Source organism: Enterobacter sp. EGD-HP1 (assembly GCF_000733275.2).
GTDB lineage: Bacteria > Pseudomonadota > Gammaproteobacteria > Enterobacterales > Enterobacteriaceae > Enterobacter.
Map to the genome: position 1 here is coordinate 108,187 of NZ_AVOP01000003.1, position 25,453 is coordinate 133,639.

The 25,453-nt window shown below is 56.3% G+C and carries 22 protein-coding genes; 7 read left to right on the plus strand and 15 right to left on the minus strand.

Features of this window, described 5'->3' with window-relative positions:
• Window positions 1–3: 3 nt before the first annotated feature.
• The 4 genes from ubiC to malK form a co-directional block, all read right to left on the minus strand.
• The gene (gene ubiC / locus N037_RS05120; RefSeq protein ID WP_023334136.1) at window positions 4–501 is read right to left on the minus strand and encodes a chorismate lyase; all 498 of its coding nucleotides are present in this window, start codon (window positions 499–501) and stop codon (window positions 4–6) included.
• Between the two features lie 180 nt (window positions 502–681).
• On the minus strand, window positions 682–1,635 hold the full coding sequence (gene malM / locus N037_RS05125) for a maltose operon protein MalM (protein ID WP_023334135.1): 954 nt from the start codon (window positions 1,633–1,635) through the stop codon (window positions 682–684).
• Between the two features lie 113 nt (window positions 1,636–1,748).
• Window positions 1,749–3,065 carry a maltoporin gene (locus tag N037_RS05130; RefSeq protein WP_032639487.1) on the minus strand — a complete coding sequence of 439 codons (1,317 nt, stop codon included), beginning with the start codon at window positions 3,063–3,065 and terminating at the stop codon, window positions 1,749–1,751.
• A 71-nt stretch (window positions 3,066–3,136) separates the two neighbouring features.
• Window positions 3,137–4,246 (minus strand): maltose/maltodextrin ABC transporter ATP-binding protein MalK, encoded by a 1,110-nt coding sequence (gene malK / locus N037_RS05135; RefSeq protein ID WP_023310005.1) that lies wholly within the window; start codon window positions 4,244–4,246, stop codon window positions 3,137–3,139.
• A gap of 370 nt (window positions 4,247–4,616) precedes the next feature.
• On the opposite strand from malK, the gene malE reads away from it, so the two are divergent.
• The 3 genes from malE (at window position 4,617) to malG (ending at window position 8,378) form a co-directional block, all read left to right on the plus strand.
• Window positions 4,617–5,807: a maltose/maltodextrin ABC transporter substrate-binding protein MalE gene (gene malE, locus N037_RS05140; protein ID WP_032639489.1), complete on the plus strand. Its 1,191-nt coding sequence runs from the start codon at window positions 4,617–4,619 to the stop codon at window positions 5,805–5,807.
• A gap of 121 nt (window positions 5,808–5,928) precedes the next feature.
• Entirely contained in the window at window positions 5,929–7,473 is a 1,545-nt protein-coding gene (gene malF / locus N037_RS05145) for a maltose ABC transporter permease MalF (protein WP_032639491.1), read from the plus strand.
• Between the two features lie 14 nt (window positions 7,474–7,487).
• Window positions 7,488–8,378 carry a maltose ABC transporter permease MalG gene (gene malG / locus N037_RS05150; protein ID WP_023310002.1) on the plus strand — a complete coding sequence of 297 codons (891 nt, stop codon included), beginning with the start codon at window positions 7,488–7,490 and terminating at the stop codon, window positions 8,376–8,378.
• Between the two features lie 96 nt (window positions 8,379–8,474).
• On the opposite strand, the gene psiE is transcribed toward malG, so the two are convergent.
• Window positions 8,475–8,885, minus strand: coding sequence for a phosphate-starvation-inducible protein PsiE (gene psiE, locus N037_RS05155; protein WP_000202963.1), 411 nt, complete (start codon window positions 8,883–8,885; stop codon window positions 8,475–8,477).
• A 96-nt stretch (window positions 8,886–8,981) separates the two neighbouring features.
• Between psiE and N037_RS05160 the strand changes: the two genes are divergently transcribed.
• A complete protein-coding gene (locus N037_RS05160) occupies window positions 8,982–9,434 on the plus strand; it encodes an acyltransferase (RefSeq protein ID WP_023334131.1) in 453 nt (150 codons plus the stop codon).
• A gap of 78 nt (window positions 9,435–9,512) precedes the next feature.
• Here the strand turns inward: N037_RS05160 and N037_RS05165 are convergent, their stop codons facing one another.
• From N037_RS05165 to pgi, 5 genes are all read right to left on the minus strand, one after another.
• Window positions 9,513–11,609, minus strand: coding sequence for a YjbH domain-containing protein (locus N037_RS05165; RefSeq protein ID WP_032639493.1), 2,097 nt, complete (start codon window positions 11,607–11,609; stop codon window positions 9,513–9,515).
• On the minus strand, window positions 11,609–12,346 hold the full coding sequence (locus N037_RS05170; RefSeq protein ID WP_032639495.1) for a capsule biosynthesis GfcC family protein: 738 nt from the start codon (window positions 12,344–12,346) through the stop codon (window positions 11,609–11,611). Before N037_RS05170 ends, N037_RS05165 begins: the two co-directional genes overlap by 1 nt.
• A complete protein-coding gene (locus N037_RS05175) occupies window positions 12,343–12,981 on the minus strand; it encodes a YjbF family lipoprotein (protein WP_032639497.1) in 639 nt (212 codons plus the stop codon). Before N037_RS05175 ends, N037_RS05170 begins: the two co-directional genes overlap by 4 nt.
• 63 nt (window positions 12,982–13,044) lie before the next feature.
• Window positions 13,045–13,287: an exopolysaccharide production protein YjbE gene (yjbE, locus tag N037_RS05180; RefSeq protein WP_008503423.1), complete on the minus strand. Its 243-nt coding sequence runs from the start codon at window positions 13,285–13,287 to the stop codon at window positions 13,045–13,047.
• Between the two features lie 367 nt (window positions 13,288–13,654).
• On the minus strand, window positions 13,655–15,304 hold the full coding sequence (gene pgi / locus N037_RS05185) for a glucose-6-phosphate isomerase (protein WP_023334127.1): 1,650 nt from the start codon (window positions 15,302–15,304) through the stop codon (window positions 13,655–13,657).
• Window positions 15,305–15,678: 374 nt separating this feature from the next.
• Here pgi and lysC point away from each other — a divergent pair, with 374 nt between their 5' ends.
• The 3 genes from lysC (at window position 15,679) to N037_RS05200 (ending at window position 18,282) form a co-directional block, all read left to right on the plus strand.
• A complete protein-coding gene (lysC, locus tag N037_RS05190; RefSeq protein ID WP_023334126.1) occupies window positions 15,679–17,028 on the plus strand; it encodes a lysine-sensitive aspartokinase 3 in 1,350 nt (449 codons plus the stop codon).
• Window positions 17,029–17,180: 152 nt separating this feature from the next.
• Window positions 17,181–17,912 (plus strand): hypothetical protein, encoded by a 732-nt coding sequence (locus N037_RS05195; RefSeq protein ID WP_023334125.1) that lies wholly within the window; start codon window positions 17,181–17,183, stop codon window positions 17,910–17,912.
• Between the two features lie 97 nt (window positions 17,913–18,009).
• Entirely contained in the window at window positions 18,010–18,282 is a 273-nt protein-coding gene (locus tag N037_RS05200) for a DUF3811 domain-containing protein (RefSeq protein WP_023309994.1), read from the plus strand.
• On the opposite strand, the gene rluF is transcribed toward N037_RS05200, so the two are convergent.
• The 5 genes from rluF to metH form a co-directional block, all read right to left on the minus strand.
• A complete protein-coding gene (rluF, locus tag N037_RS05205) occupies window positions 18,283–19,155 on the minus strand; it encodes a 23S rRNA pseudouridine(2604) synthase RluF (protein WP_023334124.1) in 873 nt (290 codons plus the stop codon).
• Between the two features lie 54 nt (window positions 19,156–19,209).
• Window positions 19,210–19,527 (minus strand): CcdB family protein, encoded by a 318-nt coding sequence (locus tag N037_RS05210; RefSeq protein ID WP_032639500.1) that lies wholly within the window; start codon window positions 19,525–19,527, stop codon window positions 19,210–19,212.
• Window positions 19,527–19,820, minus strand: a complete 294-nt coding sequence (locus N037_RS05215; protein WP_032639502.1) for a type II toxin-antitoxin system CcdA family antitoxin — start codon at window positions 19,818–19,820, stop codon at window positions 19,527–19,529. Before N037_RS05215 ends, N037_RS05210 begins: the two co-directional genes overlap by 1 nt.
• Window positions 19,821–19,915: 95 nt before the next feature.
• Window positions 19,916–21,547, minus strand: coding sequence for a Na/Pi cotransporter family protein (locus N037_RS05220; protein WP_023334121.1), 1,632 nt, complete (start codon window positions 21,545–21,547; stop codon window positions 19,916–19,918).
• A 173-nt stretch (window positions 21,548–21,720) separates the two neighbouring features.
• The gene (metH, locus tag N037_RS05225) at window positions 21,721–25,404 is read right to left on the minus strand and encodes a methionine synthase (protein WP_032639504.1); all 3,684 of its coding nucleotides are present in this window, start codon (window positions 25,402–25,404) and stop codon (window positions 21,721–21,723) included.
• Window positions 25,405–25,453 lie beyond the last annotated feature (49 nt).

The window sequence follows — 25,453 nt, forward strand, 5'->3', positions numbered from 1 at the left end:
CTCTTAGTACAACGGTGATGCCGGTAAAAAAAGCTCCGTCAGAATTAACGGCTTACCGCTCAGGCGAAGGCGGGAACGACGCCCCCACAGTTCGGCATCACGACCAATCTCAATAAAATCCCGGGTAAGCTCAGACGAGGTGAAAAGGTAACGCCCCAGCGGCGTTTTCCCCAGACGTTGCAGCGCCAGTTCTGGCCCGGAAAGGGTGGACTCGGGCACCACCGTCCGTCCGGCAAGCCATGGCTCACCATCAGCACAAAGTAAAATTTCGCGCAGCCAGTAGCGTGGCTCTTGCGGCAGCAGCGGCAGCTCGCTGGCGATCTCATCGCCAGAGACAAACCCTTCCTGAATCAGGGTCACCGTGACCGTTTTACCCTGTTGCTCAAAACGTTTCGTCATGGAATCTTCCAGCAACAGCCAGTCCAGTTGCTGCGGATCAAGCGCAGGTATTTGGTCGAAATAGCGCAGCGCACGCAGTTGCGTTAGCGCAGGGTGTGACATGCCAGACTCTCCGATACATAACGTAATGGCATTGTATCGCAGAAACACGGATTGAGGGGGGCCAAACGTTATTTAACGATCACGATCGCAACATGGGCGCAACAGCCTGGCGGATACGAAAAAAAGTGCGCCCACTCAGGCGCACCAAACTACTAACAAATCAGCACTGTGGGGAAACGGTTACCCCTTGCCTTTTACACTGCTGATAAAGGTGGAACGGGCAGTGGTTGAACCTAAACGTTCGGCTTCATCAAGCAGTTTCAGCGCTTTATCGACATCGCCGCGCTTCACCGCCTGCTTAATGGCGTTGTTGAAGTACTCTTCGGTGTCGTTCAGAACCGGCTCAGCTTTCTTCGCCGGGGCAGGCGCTGCGGTCGCCACCGGTGCGGCTGCCGTGGCAGCTGGCGCGGTATAGGCAGGAGCAGCAGTGTTACCTACAGTGACAGGGCCGGTACCGGACGAGCCAAACAGCGGGCCGACCAGCACGCTGGACGCATTGTTCGTTGAGACTTTCAGCTTGAGCAGGCCGTCGGTGACGTGGCGCGCTAACGGATCCGGGATATCCGGAACAGAGTTACCCGTTCCTTTGGCGTAGGCTTTTGCCGGATCGATAAGCTTAGTGGTCTGCTGGAGATCTTTTTCAGTCGTGAAAACCAGAACATAGATCTTCTGCTGTCCCAGCGCTGGCGTCAGACGCATTTTGCCTTCCAGACGATCGGCGCTCATGACGCCAGGCTCCTGGTAGCTAAAGTACTCGCTTGGGAAGAAAGCAGATGGCGTCAGATTCTGATCCAGAATCAGCACGTTTGGCGCAAAGACGCTGGTTTGCTTGTTCACTTCGCTGGTCAGCGTCAGGGTCAGCTCACCAATGTTGGCCGGCACGCTATAGGCGGCAACAGGCCCGGTGATCCCAGGCACGTTCAGCTGCTGACCGCCCGTAGAAAGCTGTGTCGACTGGGTTTTGGATTGATCAACAGGCGTCCATGTCAGCTGCTGGAGCGCCGCCGCCGGGATAGCCGGCGCAGCGCTGGTATTTTGTGGTACGAAATTCACGTCTGCAAAGGAGACCGCCGGAACACAGGCCATCAGCCCCGCAGAGAGGCACAGCGCGACGAGACTTTTCTTCATTTTCATTGTTATTACCTCTGATAGCGTGAGCACTGCGGTGGCCAGGCAATAGCGCGCAGCACCCTAAGGATAGAGGGGCTTGCGCCCCTCTTTTAGGTCATTACGTCAGGTCTAACGAATTACCACCAGATTTCCATCTGGGCACCGAAGGTCCACTCATCAGAGTCGCCGCGGCTGAAGGTTTTTGCGGACGTGTCGCTGTATGCAATACCAGAGTCATAGCCTGCACCGGAGTCGCCGTTCGCGTAGCCCCATTTCTCATCCCATTTCGCGTAGGTTGCGAAGACACGGATAGCCGGACGGGACCAGATGCTGTCGCCAGCCTGCCATTGCTGTGCCAGGGTAATTTTGTACTGGCTGTTAGTGTCGTCAGTTTTCTGAGACTTGACGTTGTCGTAGCCCACTTCCAGCAGGGTACTCATGATTGGCGTCCATTTGTACATAGGACGAACACCGACGGTCCACCATTTGGTGCCGTTGTTGTTATCCAGGTTGATGTCCTGGTACATACCCACGTACATCAGATCCCAGGAGTCGCCCAGAGAGATCGCACCGTGGTCCAGCACACGCCACATGTCGCCGTTGTTGTTGATGCTACCACCTTCCGGACGGCCTTTGCCGTTGGAGGTCATAGAGTCAGTTGCGTACTGCAGCACAAACTTGTTAAAGCCCTTCAGCATGCTCTGGGTATGTTCAGCGGTGAACATCCAGCCGTCTTTAGACGCGCCAGGCTGCAGGTAGTAGTCATCTGGAATATTGGTGTGACCATAATCAACACCGAACTCCAGCGTACCGCCTTCGTTGACCTGCATCTGTGCTAAACGGACGTCGAAGACATCGTTCGGTACCAGGTTGTCATAAATACGGTTACCCAGCGCGTCACGATCGGCAAAGGTCGCTGAGCCGCCCGCTTCAGAAGAACGGGTTGCGGCCAGAGAGAGCTTACCGAAGCCCAGGTCGATGTTTTCGATACCCGCACCAGGACCTGAAATATCCCAGTAGTAGAAGTCGATCATGTGAACGTCATGACGCTGATAGAAGCGCTTACCGGCCCAGATAGTAGAACCTGGCAGTGCGTCAATGAGGTTTTTACCCTGCACGTTAGCTTCACGGAAGGCTGGGCTGGTGGATTCCCAGTCGTTCTGCTGAGAGACGGAATACGCGACGTTGGTGTCGAAGTAGAAGCTCTTATCGCCCTCTTTCCACACTTCCTGGCCCAGTTTTAATTCCGCATAGGTTTCACATTCGTTACCGAGACGGTATTTAGTCCCGCCAGTACCTGTCGTAGCAAAACATTGTTGTTCACCGCCACTCCCGGTCCAGCCAATGCCGGAACGAGCATAACCTTTAAAGTCCACGGCGCCTGCCTGGGCAGACAGGATGCCTGCCGCAACGGCGATTGCCAGAGGGACTTGTTTGCGCAGAGTAATCATCATTCTATCTCCTGAGATCATTGCTTTTCTTTGAACACTTCACCTGTCGGTTTCGTGTCTTCTTTTGGGATTGCTTAAACGCCTGGCTCTTTGTGCAACCGACGACATGCAGTGCCATCCTCACGGAACAGATGGCAACGCTCTGGCGGCAAGCCGATAGCGAATGTGGCACCCTCTTCTACCAACACCACGTCATTCTGGCGGTAGACCAGGTTCTGACGGATGGCGGGGATCTGGATATGAATCTGTGTTTCGTGACCAAGCTGTTCGACGACCTGAACGTCACCTTCCAGGGTCACATCAGCGATGTGGCTCGGCAGCAGATGCTCAGGACGAATACCGAGGGACATGTTCGCCCCAACCTGTACGTTGGCGCTGTCGACCGGCAGCCAGACCTGCTGGCGGTTTGGCAGCTCCACCTGTACCTGTTCAATGGCTGTCGCGGTCACTTTGACGGGCAGGAAGTTCATCTTTGGCGAGCCAATAAAGCCCGCAACAAAGCGGTCTGCCGGGTAGTGGTACAGCTCCAGCGGTTTACCTACCTGCGCTACGCGGCCGGCATCCAGCACCACGATTTTGTCGGCGAGGGTCATCGCTTCGACCTGATCGTGGGTGACGTAAATCATCGTGCGGCCAAGACGCTTGTGCAGACGGGAGATTTCAATACGCATCTGGACGCGCAGGGCGGCATCCAGGTTAGAAAGCGGTTCATCGAGCAGGAATACGCGCGGTTCGGCCACCAGGGTACGGCCAATCGCCACACGCTGACGCTGACCACCAGAAAGCGCTTTTGGTTTACGCTCCAGCAGGTGAGCCAGCTGTAACACTTCCGCCACCTGCGTCACGCGCTGGTTAATGACCTCTTTCTTCGCGCCGGCCAGCTTCAGGCCAAAGGACATGTTCTCGGCAACGGAAAGGTGGGGATAGAGTGCATAAGACTGAAACACCATGCCTACGCCACGTTCGGCAGGCGGGATGTCGTTCATTCGGGTATCACCGATCAGCAGGTCGCCGCTGGTGATGGTTTCAAGACCGGCAATCATACGCAGCAGAGTAGATTTACCACAGCCTGATGGGCCAACAAACACCACGAATTCGCCTTCGTTGATGTCCAGATTGATGTCTTTCGACACCACAACGTCACCCCAGGCTTTCGTTACATTACGCAGCTGTACGCTCGCCATGCCCTTCTCCCTTCGTTACAACCTGTCACCGACAGAAACATTCAAGATAAGTTCACTATGGGGTATCCATTACTTTCCCGAATCCTCCACCCCCCGGCTTTTTTATGGGGGAGGAGGCGGGAGGATGAGGGAGCAGGCTCTGCGACCGGCGTGGGAGGGCTGAGGCAAAATTCGTGAAGCCGCCTGCAAAATTCGGTGGGGTTTTATGTGCGCCAGCACTCATAACTTAAATTTATGCAACGGAGATCACACAAACGGGGGGTGGGGCGTAGGGATTGGGAGGATGGAAAGAGGATGTCAAATAAGGAGACTGAGTCACGTTGAACCACCTTATGTATCCACGAGCACATCACCAAAAAGGATGGCAGATATGAATATCAAGACTGGCGCACGCGTTTTCGCATTGTCCGCCCTTGCAGCAATGATGGTTTCCGCCCCAGCGCTCGCCAAAATTGAAGAAGGCAAGCTGGTTATCTGGATTAACGGCGACAAGGGCTATAACGGCCTGGCCGAAGTGGGCAAAAAATTCGAGAAAGACACCGGTATCAAAGTGACCGTAGAACACCCGGACAAGCTGGAAGAGAAGTTCCCGCAGGTTGCGGCAACCGGCGACGGCCCGGACATTATCTTCTGGGCGCATGACCGTTTCGGGGGCTACGCGCAGTCTGGCCTGCTGGCTGAAGTCACGCCAGACAAAGCTTTCCAGGACAAGCTGTTCCCATTCACCTGGGATGCCGTTCGCTATAACGGCAAGCTGATCGCTTACCCTGTCGCGGTTGAAGCCCTGTCTCTGATTTACAACAAAGACCTGGTGCCAAACCCGCCGAAAACCTGGGAAGAGATCCCGAAACTGGATAAAGAGCTGAAGGCGAAAGGTAAATCCGCCCTGATGTTCAACCTGCAAGAGCCGTACTTCACCTGGCCGCTGATTGCTGCCGACGGTGGTTACGCGTTCAAGTTTGAAAACGGCAAGTATGACGTGAAAGACGTGGGCGTGGATAACGCGGGCGCGAAAGCGGGTCTGACCTTCCTGGTCGATCTGATCAAGAACAAACACATGAACGCGGATACCGACTACTCCATCGCGGAAGCGGCGTTCAACAAAGGCGAAACCGCGATGACCATCAACGGTCCGTGGGCCTGGACCAACATCGACAAGAGCAAAATTAACTATGGCGTGACGCTGCTGCCAATCTTCAAAGGCAAGCCGTCTAAACCGTTCGTTGGCGTGCTGAGCGCGGGTATCAACGCCGCCAGCCCGAACAAAGAGCTGGCGAAAGAGTTCCTGGAAAACTACCTGCTGACCGATCAGGGTCTGGATGAAGTGAACAAGGACAAACCGCTGGGCGCCGTTGCGCTGAAATCCTTCCAGGATCATCTGGCGAAAGATCCACGTATCGCGGCCACCATGGATAACGCCCAGAAAGGCGAAATCATGCCGAACATCCCACAGATGGCCGCGTTCTGGTACGCCACCCGTACCGCGGTCATCAACGCAGCAAGCGGTCGTCAGACTGTCGATGCCGCGCTGAAAGATGCTCAGGGTCGTATTACTAAGTAAGTCTGAAAAACGGCGGGTGGCGCATGCGCTTACCCGCCCTACGACTACGGCACGATCCGTAGGTCAGGTAAGCGCAGCGCCACCTGACGATAAGTTTCCACCGTTGTAGAGGAAAAACCCCATGGATGTCATTAAAAAGAAACGCTGGTGGCAAAGCGACGCGCTGAAGTGGTCAGCGATTGGTCTGCTGTGTCTGCTGGTGGGTTACCTTGTTGTTTTAATGTACGTACAAGGGGAATATCTGTTTGCCATCATGACGCTGATTTTAAGCTCTGCTGGCCTGTATATTTTCGCTAATCGTAAAGCCTATGCCTGGCGCTATGTTTACCCGGGCGTGGCCGGGATGGGGCTGTTTGTCCTGTTCCCGCTGATTTGTACCATTGCCATCGCGTTTACCAACTACAGCAGCACCAACCAGCTTGCGCAGGAACGCGCGCAGCAGGTCCTGCTGGATCGCTCATATCAGGCAGGCAAGACCTTTAACTTCGGCCTGTATCCTGCCGGTAACGAGTGGAAGTTAGCGCTTACTGACGAAGCAAGCAGCAAGTACTATGTCTCCGACGCGTTCAAATTTGGCGGCGAGCAGAAGCTGGCCTTAAAAGAGGCACCGGCCCTGCCGGAAGGTGAACGTGCCAACCTGCGCGTCATTACCCAGAACCGTCAGGCGCTGACCCAGCTCACCGCCGTGCTGCCAGACGAAAGCAAAGTGACCATGAGCTCGCTGCGCCAGTTCTCCGGCACGCAGCCGCTTTATACCCTGGCGGACGACGGCACGCTGACCAACAACCAGAGCGGCGTGAAATATCGTCCGAACAACGACATTGGTTTCTATCAGTCCATTACTGCTGACGGAAAATGGGGTGATGACAAGCTCAGCCCTGGCTATACCGTCACCATCGGCTGGGACAACTTTACCCGCGTGTTTACCGATGAAGGCATTCAGAAACCGTTCTTCGCCATCTTCGTCTGGACGGTGGTCTTCTCGGTGCTGACGGTGATCCTGACCGTGGCCGTGGGCATGGTGCTAGCCTGTCTGGTGCAGTGGGAATCCCTGAAAGGCAAAGCGATTTACCGCGTGCTGCTGATTCTGCCCTACGCCGTACCGTCGTTTATCTCGATTCTGATTTTCAAAGGGCTGTTTAACCAGAGCTTCGGTGAAATCAACATGATGCTGAGCGCGCTGTTCGGCATCAAACCGGCCTGGTTCAGCGACCCGACCACCGCCCGCTCGATGATTATCATCGTGAATACCTGGCTCGGTTATCCGTACATGATGATCCTGTGCATGGGGCTGCTGAAGGCTATCCCGGACGATCTGTACGAAGCCTCGGCGATGGACGGCGCGGGCCCGTTCCAGAACTTCTTCAAGATTACGCTGCCGCTGCTCATTAAGCCGCTGACGCCGCTGATGATTGCCAGCTTCGCCTTTAACTTTAACAACTTCGTGCTGATTCAGCTGTTAACCAACGGTGGCCCGGACCGCCTTGGCACCACAACGCCAGCAGGCTATACCGACCTGCTCGTAAGCTACACCTACCGTATCGCCTTCGAAGGCGGCGGCGGCCAGGACTTCGGTCTGGCGGCAGCGATTGCCACCCTGATCTTCCTGCTGGTCGGCGCTCTGGCGATTGTGAACCTGAAAGCCACACGTATGAAATTTGACTAAGGAGGGCACTGAACATGGCTATGGTACAACCCAAATCTCAGAAACTGCGCCTCCTGGCGACGCACTTAGGCCTGCTGATTTTTATCGCGGCGATCATGTTCCCGCTGCTGATGGTTATCGCCATCTCCCTGCGTTCGGGTAACTTCGCCACCGGGAGCCTGATCCCGGACGAAATCTCCTGGGAGCACTGGAAGCTCGCGCTGGGCTTCAGCGTGGAACACGCCGATGGCCGCGTCACGCCGCCGCCGTTCCCGGTGCTGCTGTGGCTGTGGAACTCAGTGAAAATCGCAGGCATTACCGCTATTGGTATCGTGGCGCTGTCCACCACCTGCGCCTACGCCTTCGCCCGCATGCGCTTCCCGGGCAAAGCAACGCTGCTGAAAGGGATGCTGATTTTCCAGATGTTCCCGGCCGTGCTGTCACTGGTGGCGTTATATGCCTTGTTTGACCGTCTGGGCCAGTACGTACCGTTTATCGGTCTGAACACCCACGGCGGCGTGATCTTCGCCTATCTTGGCGGTATCGCACTGCATGTATGGACCATTAAAGGCTATTTCGAAACCATCGACGGCTCGCTGGAAGAAGCCGCCGCGCTGGATGGCGCAACCCCGTGGCAGGCGTTCCGTCTGGTGCTGCTGCCGCTGTCGGTGCCTATCCTGGCGGTGGTATTTATTCTGTCGTTTATCGCTGCGATCACCGAAGTACCGGTTGCCTCACTGTTACTGCGCGATGTGAACAGCTACACCCTGGCCGTCGGTATGCAGCAATACCTCAACCCGCAAAACTACCTGTGGGGCGACTTTGCCGCGGCGGCCGTACTTTCCGCCATCCCGATTACCGTGGTGTTCCTGCTGGCGCAGCGCTGGCTGGTCAACGGCCTGACGGCGGGCGGTGTGAAAGGTTAAGTTTCATTTGTTATGCCACTGCAACCCTCAACTTTAGACGTATTGTATTGACCCAACTTGTGACTGTTGTTAGGCGGCCTCCGGGCCGCCATTTTTTTATTCGCGCTTCAGCCGCTTCGAGTTACACAGCCAGAGGGTGATCACCAGCAGCAGGATCGCCGCCGAGTAGATCAGCACGTCGAGCGGGGATTTATGATCGACGATGATCAGCCGCACTATCGCGGTGATCCCAATGTAGACAAAATAACGCAGCGGGAAGTGAAAGCCGGACTGAAAATACTTCACAATCAGGGCGATAAATTCAAAGTAGAGAAAGTAGACCACCAGGCCTTCCACCAGCGCATATTTGCTGGTTTGTTCAGGGGCAAACAGCACATCCGCCAGATGCACCGTCTCTTTACCCAAAAAGACGACCAGTATCAGGCCAAGGCTCAACAGACCGAGGTTCAGCACGGTCTGGAGGATAGTTGAGATAAACTCAACGCGCGGGCGAGTCAGGGATGTCATACAGCACCTCATTCTCCAGGGCGAGGTTTCTGTATAACGCAAAAATGTGACGGAGATCTATATTTTTTAATTATGTTTTATGTTGGGAGGTAACCGATGGATCGTAAACCAACCGGGGTTCGCAACGTGACCTGCGGCGACAATGTGACCGTATATGAACCCACTAATCTTTACGACTGTGTACTGGGCAACGGCGTATTCGTCGGCCCGTTTGTTGAAATCCAGGGCAATTCGCGCATCGGTGACGACAGCAAAATTCAGTCGCACACCTTCATCTGTGAGTATGTGACCATTGGTAAGCGTTGCTTTGTTGGCCATGGCGTGATGTTTGCCAACGATATGTTTCGTGAGGGGAAACCGAACGCCGACCGGGCCAGCTGGGGCCATATTACCGTCGGGAATGATGTGTCGATAGGCAGCGGTGCCACCATTCTGGCGGTCTCCATTTGCGACGGCGCGGTTATTGGGGCGGGAAGCGTGGTGACGAAATCGATTGTCGAGAAAGGTGTCTATGCCGGGAACCCGGCAAGGCTGCTGCGACGCTTATGATTCGCCCGGTGGCGCTGCGCTTACCGGGCCTACAAAAACCGTAGGCCGGGCAAACGCAGTGCCGCCCGGCGTGAAGCATCAGCGGAAGTTAATGTTTTTATCGCTCGTCATGTCATACAGCTGGAACTTACGTCCAAGCTGCTGACCGCCGTCGCGCGTCAGCGGCGTCCAGCCGATGGCCGCGCGGCTGCGGGTTGGGCCTGACGAGAAGAGATCCAGCGGAATCGACACGTAAACCCCTTTGGTAAAGTCCCCTTCCCCGTACTCGTCCGGCGAGACGTTGGTGATGGTCGCATAGCCGCCCACCACCACGCCGCTGTCGAAGTGTTTGGAGATATCCAGCGTGCCGCCCTTATCACCCGCCAGATACTGACCGACGCTGGCTTTCACCAGCACGTCAGGCGCGAACGACGGCGTCCAGTAGGCGGTCAGATGGCCGGTTTTGACGCTGTAGTCGGTGAACTTCATCATGTCCTGCGCGCTGCGCCAGTCACGCTGCTTGACGTAGTTGGCATCAACCCCGAACGCCCAGTTGCTGTCAACCGGACGATAAAGCACTTCCGCCCCCGCGCCGCCGTACATGGTTTCCAGATACCCGCCGTACACCTGCCCGTAGAAGCCGTTGCCGAAGTACTGGAAGTAGTTGGCCTGCAGGTTATTCACGTAAGCATCGTTCTGCACGTACTCACGCACGCGGGTACGCACGCGCGGCAGCGTCGAGTCTTTTGGCGGGTTGGTGTAGTTGAACTTGTCGTAGTTGTTGGCGATGTTGCCGAACAGGCTGCCGGTAGTCAGCAGGTGGTCGGTGAGCCACAGATCAGCCGTTGCCATGACGCCCAGCTGATACATGTAGAAGTTTTCAGGCCCACCCACGGACTGGTTCAGCACCGGATCGATATGGAAATCGAAGCGCGACTTGTCGATATACCAGCCCTGCTCGGTGGTCTCCGGCACGATCGGCTCAACGCGTTTTTGCACCAGCTCGGTTTCATGCCCGAGCGGCTCGCCTTCCAGATGACGCTTAAGGCTGGCAACGTCCGTTTCGGTCGTCACCTGCGGCAGGTTGAGGCGGTTTTCCGTCACGCGGATCGTGCGGATCCCCTCCGGCAGATCGTTCATCACGATCCGGTTGGCGCGCTCGATCCCTTCGCGCGAGTCGCGGTATTTCACCTGCTCGCCGGTGACGTACAGCGTATCGCCCTTGGTTTGGATCTTCGGATCCGCCAGGCCGGCATTGTATTTCAGCAGCGTCAGCTGGTTTGCCACCACGGAGTGCTGCAGAATCGCATCCTGCGGCTCCGGCTGGTATGCAGGCCGCGCGTTATCATTGTAGTGCGGCCGCATGTCGTTAAAGTTGGTGCGCAGCGTGAAGCCAAACATCACCGTATTGCCGCGCTCGTAGCTGAGGTTAACGTCGGCCCAGTCGGTGACGCGATAAATGGCGCCGACGTTAAACTTGCTCTTCTGCTCAATCTTTCCGGCGAAGTCCTGCGAGTAGTCATTCCCTTCATACTCCAGCTTCAGGCGTAACGGCTGCCAGGGCGTTTGATACTCCACGCCGCCAAACAGCGATGCCGGGCCGTGGAACATCTGATCCCCGTTGATGGAACCCGCTTTCTTATAGCTGTTATCGCGGTAGCAGTATTTATCGCTGTAGGAGCAAAACGGGTTTTTGACGTTACCGCTGGTGCCGAGATAGCCCCACCCCAGGCCGAGCGAGAAGTCGAACGGCCCCCAGGCTTTGCTGGCCACGATGTATTCCGCATCAAACAGGCCGGTACCACCGATATCTTTGGCGCCCACGGAGACCTGCGGCATCCAGTAGCTCTCTTCCCACAGGCGCAGCTTGACGTCGAAGGCTTTATCTTTGTAGGTCTGATCGCCGGAGAACGCCTCAACGCTGCTGTACCGCTTCGTACGCACGTCGGTATAGCGCAGCGTGGTTTCAAGCCACGGGAACAGCTGCACCGACGCAGAGTAGTAGCGATACTGGTCGTTATCACGGTAGTTAAGGCTAATTTCCCCTTCACGCGCCATCCGCGCGGTGGGCGTTTGCAGTAAACCGACGCCGCCGAAATCTGACTGAGACGGGCCAATGGGTGCCGGATACGTTTCTGCATGGCAGGCGGCACTCACGCAGAGCGCCAGCATGCTGTAGAGATAAGTTCTTTTCATTATTCCGGTATCCGCTGAATCAGGGAGTGAAGGATATCGGCGTTAAGCCCGTCATACGCCTTCGTCCAGAAATGGTCGGCAAAACCGACAAAAATGATGCTGCCCGGCATAGGTTCGATATGCCGTTTATTCCAGTAAGCAACGGGGGCTTTCTGCGTGTGCCCGTCAGGGTAAACCACCCAGGCGTAGCTGTTATCGGCACCGCTCAGCAGGCTCTGCTCGTCGAGGTAGCTCGCCACATCACGACCGGGCGTAAAGGGCTTTTTACCCGGGCTGCTGATAAGCCCCATCACGGTCACCGTCGTCGGCTTCTCCGGCAGCCAGAGCGTATACTCCCCTTCAAGCGTCGGGTTGCCTTTTTCCGTGACGCGCACTTCATCGGGATCAAGGTTCACGTTCTGACGGCCCGTCACCTTCAGCGCCTGCAGCTGCTGGCGAACGCTGTTAATGGCCGCCGCGTCGTCGCCGTCTTCCTGCTCGGCTAACCCCGTTAGCCTGGCAAGGAGCGCCTTGTGCTGTTGTTCCGCCTCAGCGCTCTTCTGACGTTCAGCGATCACTGCCCCCGGCCACCAGCTGTTGGCGAGCCTTGGCTGTCCGACGAGATCGAGCAAATGCTCGGCGTGGGTTAAGGTTTTGGGTTTTTCACTGTCCGGCGTGTAGACCTTCACCGTCCCTGCGGACCATGCCAGCGGCGCGGCAAGGCTGGCGAGAAGCGCAACGTGGATGAGCGTTTTCATGATTTCGCCGCCTTGATCAGGGTGGTTTTCACCGGGAAGAATCCGGCACCGAGATACTGCAGGGACTGGCGGATCTGCCCGTCTTCGTCGATCCAGAAGCGGTTGTGCCAGGTGGCCTGGTCGGTGGTGACCTCTTCATCCAGCACGCGAACACGGGTTTCGTCGCTGCCGACTTTCACGCTGTCCGTGCCGTCCCAGCGGAAGGTCGAGCGTGCCGTGGCGTAACGCACCTGCTTATGTTCGGTCCAGCCCATCGTGCGCGTCCAGCTTGCGCCGTCGGCGATCTGGTTCGGCTTGATCAGCGGATCTTCCGCGAGGTTGTTGACCTCAAGCAGATTGTCGCCGCCAAGCAGCGTTTTCACAATTCGACCATGCTGCGTCACGATGGTGGCCCGATCCTGCGTCACCCATTTCTGCTGCCCGTTTTCATCGAAAGCGAGCACCACAAACAGCTGCGGGCCATCGTTAAGCTGCATGTACTGACTGGCATAGGGCATGTTTTGAAGTTCGTCATCGGTCAGATGTACGCCCGGTGTGCCGAACACGCTTTCCCACAGTGAGTTTCCCAGCCCTTTAGTGGTGGCCGAGCACGCCTGCAGCAGCAGGCAAATCAAAATGATTGCTGGTCGCTTCACGACTCTTCTCCGAAGGGGCGAAATAACCACACCGAAGTGTGGTTATGATTAAAACACCCGCTATTACTGGGTGCTGGTTGTCGTGGTGGTCGTGGTTCCGGTATTGGAGCCATCACCGCCACCGGTTGCCGCCAGCGCGACACCCACGGCTGAACTTACGGTGCTGGCGCTGGCTGCGGTAGAACTTCCCGCAGACGCAGACGTCGCAGCCGACCCTGCCGCTTCCCCGACCTGAACCGGAGCTGCATAGACAGATGTCGCCGCAAGCGCAGATATGGCAAAAATGCCATACAGTACTTTCTTCATAACAATTTCCCTTCAATGAATGAATGGAGATTTGCCCGAAAAGAATTTCAGGCGGAATCGAGTATACACAACTACTGCCGTGGGTTTGCCGTAAGGGGAAATAGGGGGAGGGTTTTCGGACTAATGGATAAAATCGAAATGAAAGACAAACAACATAAATATATAATTAAATAAAATCAAAAAGTTATAATATGGAAATATTAAATTCCTTCTGCGTATTTTCTTAAAATAAACCGCAGCAATTAACGGGTTAAGCGTCTTTTTCGGATTAAACTCAGATCCAGAATTTGAGTTAACTAACAGACATCAGGAATTATCCGATAAAAAAATGCCGGCATTAAGCCGGCACGTTTTCATGACGTTTTAATTACGCACGCCATGCTTTATAACGGTTGATCAAACCGTTTGTCGAGCTGTCGTGGCTGTCGATAGCTTTATCGTCACCCAGCTCTGGCAGAATACGGTTTGCCAGCTGTTTGCCCAGCTCAACGCCCCACTGGTCAAAGGTGAAGATGTTCAGGATAGCGCCCTGTGTGAAGATCTTGTGCTCGTACAATGCAATCAGCGCACCCAGGCTGAACGGGGTGATTTCGCGCAGCAGGATGGAGTTGGTTGGACGGTTGCCTTCGAACACTTTGAACGGCACAACGTGGTCCAGCGTGGCCGGATCTTTACCCTGGTCACGGTATTCCTGCTCAACCACCTCGCGGGATTTACCGAACGCCAGCGCTTCGGTCTGCGCGAAGAAGTTCGACAGCAGCTTCGGATGGTGGTCAGACAGCGGGTTATGGGTGATAGCCGGGGCGATGAAATCGCACGGTACCATTTTGGTGCCCTGGTGAATCAGCTGGTAGAAGGCATGCTGGCCGTTGGTGCCCGGCTCGCCCCAGATGATTGGACCCGTCTGGTAATCCACCGCGTTGCCGTTACGGTCAACGTATTTACCGTTGGATTCCATGTTGCCCTGCTGGAAGTAGGCCGCAAAGCGGTGCATATACTGGTCGTACGGCAGGATCGCTTCGGTTTCAGCGCCGAAGAAGTTGTTGTACCAGATACCGATCAGCGCCAGCAGCACCGGCAGGTTTTTCTCTGGTGCGGTCGTGGAGAAGTGTTTATCCATTGCGTGCGCGCCGGAGAGCAGCTCAACGAAGTTGTCGAAGCCCACGGACAGAATGATGGACAGACCGATCGCAGACCAGAGTGAGTAACGGCCACCCACCCAGTCCCAGAACTCGAACATGTTCGCGGTATCAATGCCGAACTCGCTGACGGCTTTACCGTTGGTAGACAGCGCCGCGAAGTGTTTCGCCACGTGCTTGTTGTCGCCTGCGGTTTTCAGGAACCAGTCGCGCGCGCTGTGGGCGTTGGTCATCGTTTCCTGAGTGGTAAAGGTTTTGGAGGCAACCAGGAACAGGGTGGTTTCCGGGTTCACGTTCTTCAGCACTTCGGCGATGTGGGTACCATCGACGTTAGACACAAAGTGCATGTTGAGGTGGTTTTTGTACGGACGCAGCGCTTCGGTCACCATGAACGGGCCGAGGTCAGAGCCGCCGATACCGATGTTAACCACGTCGGTGATCGCTTTGCCGGTGTAGCCTTTCCAGCTACCGGAGATGATCGCTTCGGAGAAGGTTTTCATCTTTTCCAGCACCGCGTTCACTTCCGGCATCACGTCTTTGCCGTCAACGATGATTGGCGTATTGCTACGGTTACGCAGCGCCACGTGCAGCACGGCGCGGTCTTCGGTGCGGTTGATCTTCTCACCGGAGAACATGGATTTGATGGCGTCGGCAAGCTCGGTCTCTTTCGCCAGATCCTGCAGTTTTGCCAGCGTCTCTTCGGTAATGCGGTTTTTGGAGAAATCCACCAGCATCAGGTCGTCGAAGGTCGCGGAGAACTTAGAGAAACGATCGGCATCTTTCGCGAACAGATCCGCAATAGTGACGTCTTTCATTTCATCAAAATGTTTCTGAAGTGCCTGCCAGGCAGCGGTCTGCGTTGGGTTGATGTTTTTCATTAGCAATACTCTTCTGATTTGAGAATTGTGACTGCGGTCGATTGTAGCGCCTGCAAATAAAAATTGTGATGGTTTTTATGCCATTGCCCTGGCCTGCATCAAACGCAGGTGAAAAGACCCGAAAAGTATAGCTGCTGAAGTGGCCTCCTGCGGCGGCGAAATGTCGCCCAAAACAGGCTAAAACGGAGCATAAAATATGGCCCTGTTATAAGTCCTGTTTCTCAGGGGTACCCCCCCATAAAAAATCCGCATAATCCCAGCATTGACAGGACCTCCCCCGCATTTTATTTATAGGGCCGTATTTTGCGCCTGCACCTGTTTTCGTTTCACTCTTGTGCCAAGGTCGCTTATTCATTCCCTGACACGAGGTTGTTATGACGAGTTTTGTGGTCGCCAAATTTGGCGGCACCAGTGTGGCCGATTACGATGCCATGAACCGCAGCGCCGATGTGGTGCTGGCCGATCCGAATACCCGCCTGGTGGTGCTGTCTGCCTCCGCCGGCGTGACGAACCTGCTGGTTTCTCTGTCTGAAGGACTGGAAGCGACAGAACGTTTCGTGAAGCTGGATGCACTGCGCAAAATTCAGTTCGACATTCTTGAACGTCTGCAGAACCCGAACGTCATCCGCGAGGAAGTGGAACGTCTGCTGGAAAATATTACCACCCTGGCAGAAGCTGCTTCTCTGGCGACGTCCACCGCCCTGACCGACGAACTGGTCAGCCACGGGGAGCTAATGTCCACCCTGCTGTTTGTTGAAATCATGCGCGAGCGTAACATTCAGGCGCAGTGGTTTGACGTGCGTAAAGTGATGCGTACCAGCGATCGCTTTGGCCGCGCCGAGCCGGACGTTGAGGCGCTGGCGGAGCTGACCAATCAGCAGCTGGCACCACGCCTGGCAGACGGTATCGTGATCACCCAGGGCTTTATCGGCAGTGAAGCGAAAGGCCGCACCACCACGCTTGGCCGTGGCGGCAGCGACTACACCGCCGCGCTGCTGGGCGAAGCCCTGCATGCAACGCGCGTGGATATCTGGACTGATGTTCCGGGCATTTACACCACCGACCCGCGCGTCGTTTCCGCGGCTAAACGTATTGATGTGATCGCGTTTGAAGAAGCGGCCGAAATGGCCACCTTCGGCGCGAAAGTGCTGCACCCGGCAACGCTGCTGCCGGCCGTACGTAGCGATATTCCGGTCTTCGTCGGCTCCAGTAAAGATCCGAAAGCGGGCGGGACGCTGGTCTGCAAGAAAACGGAAAACCCACCGCTTTTCCGCGCCCTGGCCCTGCGTCGTCGCCAGACGCTGGTGACGCTCCACAGCCACAATATGCTGCATTCCCGCGGTTTCCTGGCGGAAGTGTTTGGCATCCTGGCGCGCCACAATATCTCGGTGGATCTGATCACCACCTCTGAAGTGAGCATCGCGCTGACGCTGGACACCACCGGCTCCACCTCCACGGGCGATACCCTGCTGACGCAGTCGCTGCTGATTGAGCTCTCCGAGCTGTGCCGCGTGGAAGTGGAAGAAGACCTGGCGCTGGTTGCCATCATTGGCAACAAGCTGTCGCGCGCCTGCGGCGTGGGTAAAGAGGTCTTCGGCGTACTCGACCCGTTCAGCATCCGCATGATTTGCTACGGCGCATCCAGCTATAACCTCTGCTTCCTGGTGCCTGCCGATCAGGCCGAGCAGGTGGTGCAGAAACTTCACCAGAATTTGTTTGAATAACTTTTTTGCAAAACAGATAAGCCGGGCCCTGTGCCCGGCTTTTTATTTTGTTGTCTCACCCGGCCAAATATCACAGGGCATAAAGCAAATTTTCAGTCATTGAAACTTTCTTTAGTTTCAACAGGCACACACTTTTGCTGAAGGAAAATGAGATGAAAAAAGCCCTGATCGTTATCGCCGCACTCTTCGTATTTACCCACCAGGCTCTGGCGGCCCCACGGCCCATTGCTGCTGGCGCCTACAAAATCACTATGCCGAACGTTCGTAATGGCTCATGTTTCCCTGCCATGCCTAATTACAGTAAAGACCTTACTGTTGCTGGCGGCGCTGAGCCTGTTCATGTATCAAGGCATCACATCATCCCTTATAACCTGCTGCGCGATTTTTATAACCGGGCGCTGCAAGAAAACGCGTTACCTAAACTTCGCGGTGTCTTTTTGACTCTCCGGGATAATCTGCGGGGTTATGCCACCGCAGGAAATTGTGCTGTTAACGCCGACGATTTAGCGGGAACAGCAAACCTTATCGATATGATAATCAACGGCACGGTGACCAATAATTCTGCGGCGGCATTTCCTGACTATTTTGACGACTTTGCATCGTTCTATGCCTGGCTACCGGGTAATTTATTTATTGGACCGACAAACAGAAATGACGACCCCGAAGATGAGTTCGAAGCCAGAGCAGGCGTCGTCGTGGGTGATAACTTCTCGCTTTATGAACGCGCAAATAAAAACATGAAATCCTATGTGGCAACAGGTGATGCTAGTTTGCTTTTAAGCATTAACAGCGACTTAACGAGTATCGCCAAAAAGAAAAGCGTATATCCGCTGGACGGCCACAACTGGAACCTGTCTCGTGAAGGAAACTATGTTTTGCGCTAAATAAGACTCAAAAATGATTTAACCGCACGCGTGGTAATCATATATCTGGCTGTCAGTATGTTTTACACTGAAGCCTCCCCATCAGGAGGCTTCAGCAATGGCTACACCACGTTTGACCCAGAAAGACATGACGGAAGCCGAGCAGCGCGAACTGAAAACGCTTCTCGACCGCGCCCGTATCGCGCATGGCCGCACGCTGACGAACGCCGAAACCAATCAGGTGAAAAAAGAGTACATCGATAAGCTGATGGCGCAGCGTGACGCCGCGGCGAAAAAAGCCCGCAAGCTGAAAAAAGAGCAGGCTTATAAACCCGATGCAGAGGCGACCTTTTCCTGGTCGGCCACAACCTCTACCCGTGGAAGGCGCTAATCAGCGCCCTTTCTTTTTGCGCCCCGGCTGGGTAAAGCGCTTTCCGTTGCCCGGCTTGCCTCGCCCTTTCTCTTCCGCCTGCGGTGCCTTCACCACCGGGCGCTTAATCGCCTGGGTTTTCGGTTTTGCTTTAGCCTTCGGCTTCGCTTCTGACGAGGAGTTCTCGATAAGCTTGAACAGCTCAATCAGCTCGTCATCGGTTAAATCACGCCACTCGCCGAGGGGAATGCCCGACAGGCTGACGTTCATAATGCGCGTGCGTTCCAGCTTCGTCACCTCGTAGCCGAAGTGCTCGCACATGCGGCGGATCTGGCGGTTCAGGCCCTGCACCAGCGTAATGCGGAACGCGAACGGTGCTTCTTTCTTGACCTTACACTTTTTCGTGACGGTACCGAGGATCGGCACGCCTGCGCCCATGCCGCGAATAAATTCGTCCGTGACCGGCTTATTCACCGTAACGACATACTCTTTCTCGTGGTCGTTACCGGCACGCAGAATTTTGTTGACCAGATCGCCGTGGTTGGTGAGGAAAATCAGCCCCTGAGAGTCTTTATCCAGACGGCCAATCGGGAAGATACGGCTGCTGTGGTTCACGAAATCAACGATGTTGTCCCGCTCGCCGTCTTCCGTGGTGCTGACAATCCCAACCGGTTTGTTCAACGCGATAAACACCAGGTCTTCAGCATCACGCGGTTCGATGACCTGACCATTCACTTTAACCACATCGCCAGGGACCACCTGGTCGCCGATGGTGGCGCGTTTGCCGTTAAGAAACACGTTACCTTGTTCAATGTAACGGTCAGCCTCGCGACGTGAGCAGATCCCGCTCTCGCTAATGTACTTGTTTAATCGGGTTGATTGAGTTGGCAGCATAGTTTCTCCTGTGAAGGGCGAAATATACCTTACCTTAAGGCTGACAAAAAAGTGTTAGTAACCGTTGATCAAAAAATCGAGTGCATCCCGCAGTGAAGCCCGGTTTTGCGTAAGATCGGCAACACGCTCGCCTAACTCTTTTGGCGATATGCCAGCCATCATGTGCATCATGACCACGCAGGGCTTACCCGCTATCTCAACGACAGGGCACACTTTCGCAGGCGGCTGAATGCCTCCCAGGTGGCTAAGCTCAACTGCGGGAGCAACCAGGACATGTTTCATCACATTGGCCACGGGATGCTGCATATTGATCAGCCAGGGATAGGCGGCTTTCCCCTTACCTTCATTCTCATAAGCAAAATATTGCTCCATCAGAACGACCTCTGAAAGTCACTAAAGGAGCCGTTTTCATCAACCCATTGGTTAATGGCCTCGATAGACGCTTTATTTTCTGCTAACCACTCTGCGCGCTGACGCGCACGAAACTGCTCCTGCAGTGCAGCCGTGAGCACGGCAGAGAGATTAAGTTTAAGCCGTCTCGCCTCTTCCAGGATTTCTGGCGCTAACGACACATTGACTGATTTTTTGATGCCATGAGTAGTGCGCATGAGAGCCCCCATAGGAATGCGCATGAATTGGCGAAGTGTAGCGTAATAAACGAGCATTTTCTATTCCCTTAAAAATGTAAGGTCTGAAGAGTAAATGACGCTTTATAAGGTGTCTCGCCTCGCAAAACGGTTTTGCGAGGCGCTTTCAGAGATTAATACTCATCCCGCTCGTCGTCTTCATCCGGCTGCTCCATCACGCTGTACGCCACCGCGCAGAACAACGAGTTGAGACGCTTCATATCCCCCAGCAGCCCCAGATGGAGTGAGCTGGTCTCGATACTCTGCACGTTCTGCTGGTGCAGACGCTCAACGTGGGCGTGCGAGTAGCGGCGGTTCAGAATGCGGAAACGATGCTTGTTCCGACGCAGGCGGCGCGCGCTCGGCACGTCGCTGGAGAAGAAGACCAGCATCGCCAGCTTGAGGTTGCTGACCAGCTGTTCGTGCAGCGCTTCCAGCTCCTTCAGGCCTTCACCTGAAAACGCCCGACGCGCGGCAAGGGATTTGTCGGCGATCTCGCTGCCCATACGCTCCACGATATCGGAGGCCTGCTCAAGGTTGAGCGACATCTCGATGATTTCCGCCCAGCGGCGGGACTCCTCCTCCGCCAGCTCGTCCTGCGGCATGCGCGCCAGGTAAAGCTTAATGGCGGTATAGAGCACGTTGATATCGTCCGCCAGTCTGCGCAGCTCTTTCTCCTCCCGCGGCTCGCCGTGCATCACCTTTTGCAGGCCTTCGAGCATGGTTTCCATCGCGTCGCCCATGCGCAGCGTCTCGCGCGCGGCATTCGCCAGCGCCAGCGCCGGGGTATCCAGCGCGGACGTATCCAGGTGCTTCGGTTTCAGGCGCGCATCCAGCTCCGGTTCGTCCTGAATAAGGCGTTCGCAGAAGCGGGCCATTGGCCCAGCAAAAGGTACCATCGCCAGGCAGCGCACCAGGTTGTAGAACACGTGGAAATAGATGACCAGCTCCGCCTTCGGCAGCGGGAGGTTGTCCATGAGGTTCGCCAGCGGGTGAACGAACGGCAGAATAATCAGGCTGCCCACCAGCTTAAACAGCAGGCTGCCGAGGGCCACGCGGCGGGCGGCGGCATTGGCGGCGCTGTTGTTGAGCATCGCCAGCAGGCCGGAGCCGAGGTTGGCACCGATCACCAGACACAGCGCCACCGGGAAGGAGATCGCCCCTGCGGCGGTGAGCGTGGCCGTCAGCAGAACCGCCGCCAGGCTGGAGTAGCTGACGATGGCAAACACCGCGCCAATGAGCGCGTCAAGCATGATGTCCCCGGTCAGGGAGGCGAAGATGACCTGCACGCCGTTCGCCTGGGTGATCGGCGTGACCGCCTGTACGATCAGCTCCAGCGCCAGCAGGATCAGCCCCAGGCCAATCCCTACGCGCCCGAGCTGCCCGGCGCGCGTCTGCTTACGACCGAGGAAAAAAATAACGCCGATAAAAATCAGCAGCGGCGACAGCCAGGAGAGATCGAACGTAAGAACACGCGCCATCAGCGCGGTACCTACATCCGCCCCCAGCACAATCACCAGCGCCGGGGCGAGCGCGACCAGATCCTGTGCCACAAAAGAGGTGACAAGCAGGGTCGTGGCGTTACTGCTCTGAACCAGTGCCGTTACGCCAATGCCCGCGCAGAAGGCGAGCGGCTTCTTCTCAACGCTGCTGCTGAGAACGGTACGTAAGCGCGCGCCGAACACGCGCATCACGCCGGTACGAACGATATGGGTGCCCCATACGAGCAGTGCGACTGCAGAGAGCAGGTGTAACAACGTCAACACGGAAGGTGTTCCTCCTTATCGTTATTTGTTTTCCTGAGGTGTAGCGCGTAGGCCCGGTAAGCGCAGCGCCACCGGGCAATAGGGTTAGAACCTTATTTCAGTATAAGGGTTTAAACGTAAGAAAGAGACAGGGCGCCCCATGAGCGCCCTGTTTGTTGTAAGGAAAAGTGATTTTAGTCAGCGTCGTAGCCCAGATTAGGGGCCAGCCAGCGCTCCACTTCTGACACGCTCATGCCTTTGCGCAGGGCATAATCTTCGATCTGATCCCGCTGCAGCTGCGCCACGGCGAAGTACTTGCTGTCCGGATGGCTGAAGTACCAGCCGGAGACGGACGCGCCCGGCCACATGGCGAACGACTCGGTGAGCTTCATGCCGGTATGGGCTTCCACGTCCAGCAGCTTCCAGATGGTGCCTTTTTCGGTGTGCTCCGGACAGGCCGGATAGCCCGGCGCCGGGCGAATCCCCTGGTAGTTTTCGCGGATCAGCTCCTCGTTGCTGAGGTTCTCATTCGCCGCGTAGCCCCAGTGTACTTTGCGCACGCGCTCGTGGAGGTACTCAGCGAAGGCTTCCGCCAGGCGGTCGGCAATCGCTTTCACCATGATTTTATTGTAATCATCGTGCTGCGCTTCGAACGCGTCCGCCAGCGCATCTTCTTCCAGACCGCCGGTTACCGCAAAGGCGCCGATATAGTCGGCTTTACCACTCAGCTTCGGCGCGACGAAATCGGCCAGGCAGTAGTTGGCAAAGCCCACTTTCTCCGTTTGCTGGCGCAGATGGCGGCTGACCGCCAGCACGTGGGTGCGGGTTTCATCACGATAAATTTCAATGTCGTCGCCCACGCGGTTCGCCGGGAACAGGCCCACCACGCCGCGCGGGTTGAGGGTTTTCTCTGCGCTCAGCGTGTCGAGCATGTCGTTGGCATCTTTAAACAGGCGTTTCGCCTCCTCGCCTACCACCTCATCTTCCAGGATGCGCGGATATTTGCCCGCCAGCGACCAGGTCATAAAGAACGGCGTCCAGTCGATGTAGTTACGCAGCGTCTCGATGCTGACCGTCACGTCCTGCACGCCCAGACGATGTGCCACCGGTGGCGTGTAGCTGGACCAGTCGAAGGCCAGATCGTTGTCGCGCGCCGCCTGAAGCGAAACAGGCGGGGTGCGCGGCTTCTTACGGCCGTGCTGGATGCGCACGGTTTCGTACTCTTTGCGGGTGCGCGCCACAAAATCGTCGCGCTGGGTGTCGGAGAGCAGCGCGGAGACCACGCCCACGGTGCGCGAGGCGTTTTGCACGTAAACCGTCGGGCCGCTGTAGTTCTGCTCGATTTTCACCGCCGTGTGCGCTTTCGAGGTGGTCGCCCCGCCAATCAGTAGCGGTATGGTAAAGCCCTGACGCTCCATCTCTTTCGCCACGTTGACCATTTCGTCCAGGGACGGCGTAATCAGCCCGGAGAGGCCAATCAGGTCGGCGTTCACCTCGCGCGCGGTCTTGAGGATTTTATCCGCAGGGACCATCACGCCGAGGTCGATAATCTCGTAGTTATTACACTGCAGCACTACGCCGACGATATTCTTGCCGATGTCGTGCACGTCGCCCTTCACGGTGGCGATAACCATTTTTCCGTTAGTGGAGCCTTTCTCTTTGCTGGCTTCGATATAGGGTTCAAGATAGGCCACCGCCTGCTTCATCACGCGGGCGGATTTTACCACCTGCGGAAGGAACATTTTGCCTTCGCCGAACAGATCGCCGACCACGTTCATGCCGTCCATCAGCGGGCCTTCGATCACTTCGATTGGACGGGCGGCCTGCTGGCGCGCCTCTTCAGTATCGAGCTCGATAAATTCGGTAATGCCTTTGACCAGCGAATACTCCAGACGCTTTTTCACGTCCCAGGCGCGCCACTCGGCCTGCTGAACGTTTGCCGCCTCATCCGATTTGCTGCCGCGGTATTTCTCCGCCAGGTCCAGCATGCGCTCGGTAGCGTCGTCGCGGCGGTTAAGGATCACGTCCTCTACGGCATCGCGCAGCTCGGCAGGAAGGTCGTCATAAATCGCCAGCTGGCCGGCGTTAACGATCCCCATGTCCATGCCGTTGCGGATGGCGTAGTAGAGGAACACGGCGTGGATCGCCTCACGCACCGGGTCGTTGCCGCGGAACGAGAACGACACGTTCGACACGCCGCCGGAGATCAGTGCATGCGGCAGCTCGCGCTTGATGTCTTCACACGCCCCGATAAAGTCCTGGGCGTAGTTGTTGTGCTCTTCAATCCCGGTCGCGACGGCGAAAATGTTCGGGTCAAAGATAATGTCTTCCGGCGGGAAGCCCACCTCTTCGGTCAAAATCTTATACGCGCGGCGGCATATCTCAATTTTGCGCTCGCGGGTATCGGCCTGGCCCACTTCGTCAAAGGCCATTACCACCACGGCGGCACCGTAGCGGCGGACCAGCTTCGCGTGGTGGATAAAGATATCAACGCCCTCTTTCATCGAGATAGAGTTGACGATGCCTTTACCCTGAATGCACTTCAGCCCTTTTTCGATGACTTCCCATTTGGACGAGTCGATCATGATCGGCACGCGGGCGATATCCGGCTCACCGGCAATCAGGTTGAGGAAACGCACCATCGCCGCTTCGGCGTCGAGCATCCCCTCATCCATGTTGATATCAATAATCTGCGCGCCACTTTCCACCTGCTGGCGGGCGACGTCCAGCGCTTCACTGTACTTCTCTTCTTTGATCAGGCGCTTGAACTTTGCCGAACCGGTAACGTTAGTCCGTTCACCCACGTTCACAAACAGGCTGTCGTCGCCGATGGTCAACGGCTCCAGGCCGGACAGACGACAGGCTACCGGAAGCTCGGGTAGCTTGCGCGGTGGAAGCCCGGCGACGGCGCGGCTCATGGCGGCGATATGCTCAGGCGTGGTGCCGCAGCAGCCGCCGACGATGTTCAGGAAGCCAGACTCGGCCCACTCGCGGATTTGCGCCGCCATGGTGTCGGCATCAAGATCGTATTCGCCAAACGCGTTCGGCAGACCGGCGTTCGGGTGGGCGGTGACGTAGCATTCCGCGATGCGGGAAAGCTCCTGCACGTACTGGCGCAGTTCATCCGGCCCCAGCGCGCAGTTCAGGCCGAAGGAGAGCGCTTCGGCGTGACGCAGGGAGTTATAAAACGCTTCGGTTGTCTGGCCGGACAGGGTACGGCCGGAGGCGTCGGTGATAGTGCCGGAAATCATGATCGGCAGGTCGACGCCGAGCGCCTCAAACTCCTCTTTCACCGCGTAAATCGCGGCTTTGGCGTTGAGGGTGTCGAATACCGTTTCAATCAGGATCAGATCGGAACCGCCTTCCACCAGCGCTTTGGTCGATTCACGGTAGGCCGCGACCAGCTGGTCAAAGGTGATATTACGAAACGCCGGGTCGTTGACGTCCGGTGAAATCGACGCGGTGCGGTTCGTCGGGCCAAGCACCCCGGCGACGTAGCGAGGCTTGTCCGGCGTGCGGGCCGTCCACTCGTCGGCGCAGGCGCGTGCCAGCTTTGCGGCTTCAAAGTTGATCTCCGCCGACAGGGATTCCATCTGGTAATCCGCCATGGCGATGGTTGTCGAGTTGAAGGTGTTGGTTTCAACGATATCCGCACCCGCTTCAAAGTAGGCGTTGTGGATATCCTTAATAACCGACGGCTTGCTGAGCACCAGCAGGTCGTTGTTCCCTTTCAGGTCGCAGGGCCAGTCTGCGAAGCGCTCGCCGCGGAAATCGTCTTCACTCAGACGATAGCCCTGGATCATGGTGCCCATGCCGCCGTCCAGCACCAGAATTCGTTCATTTAACTGCGCACGCAGTTGCTCTACTTTGCTGCTCACACTTGCTCCCGACAACGCTCAACAAGGCCAAAAGGCTGGGTTCCATACT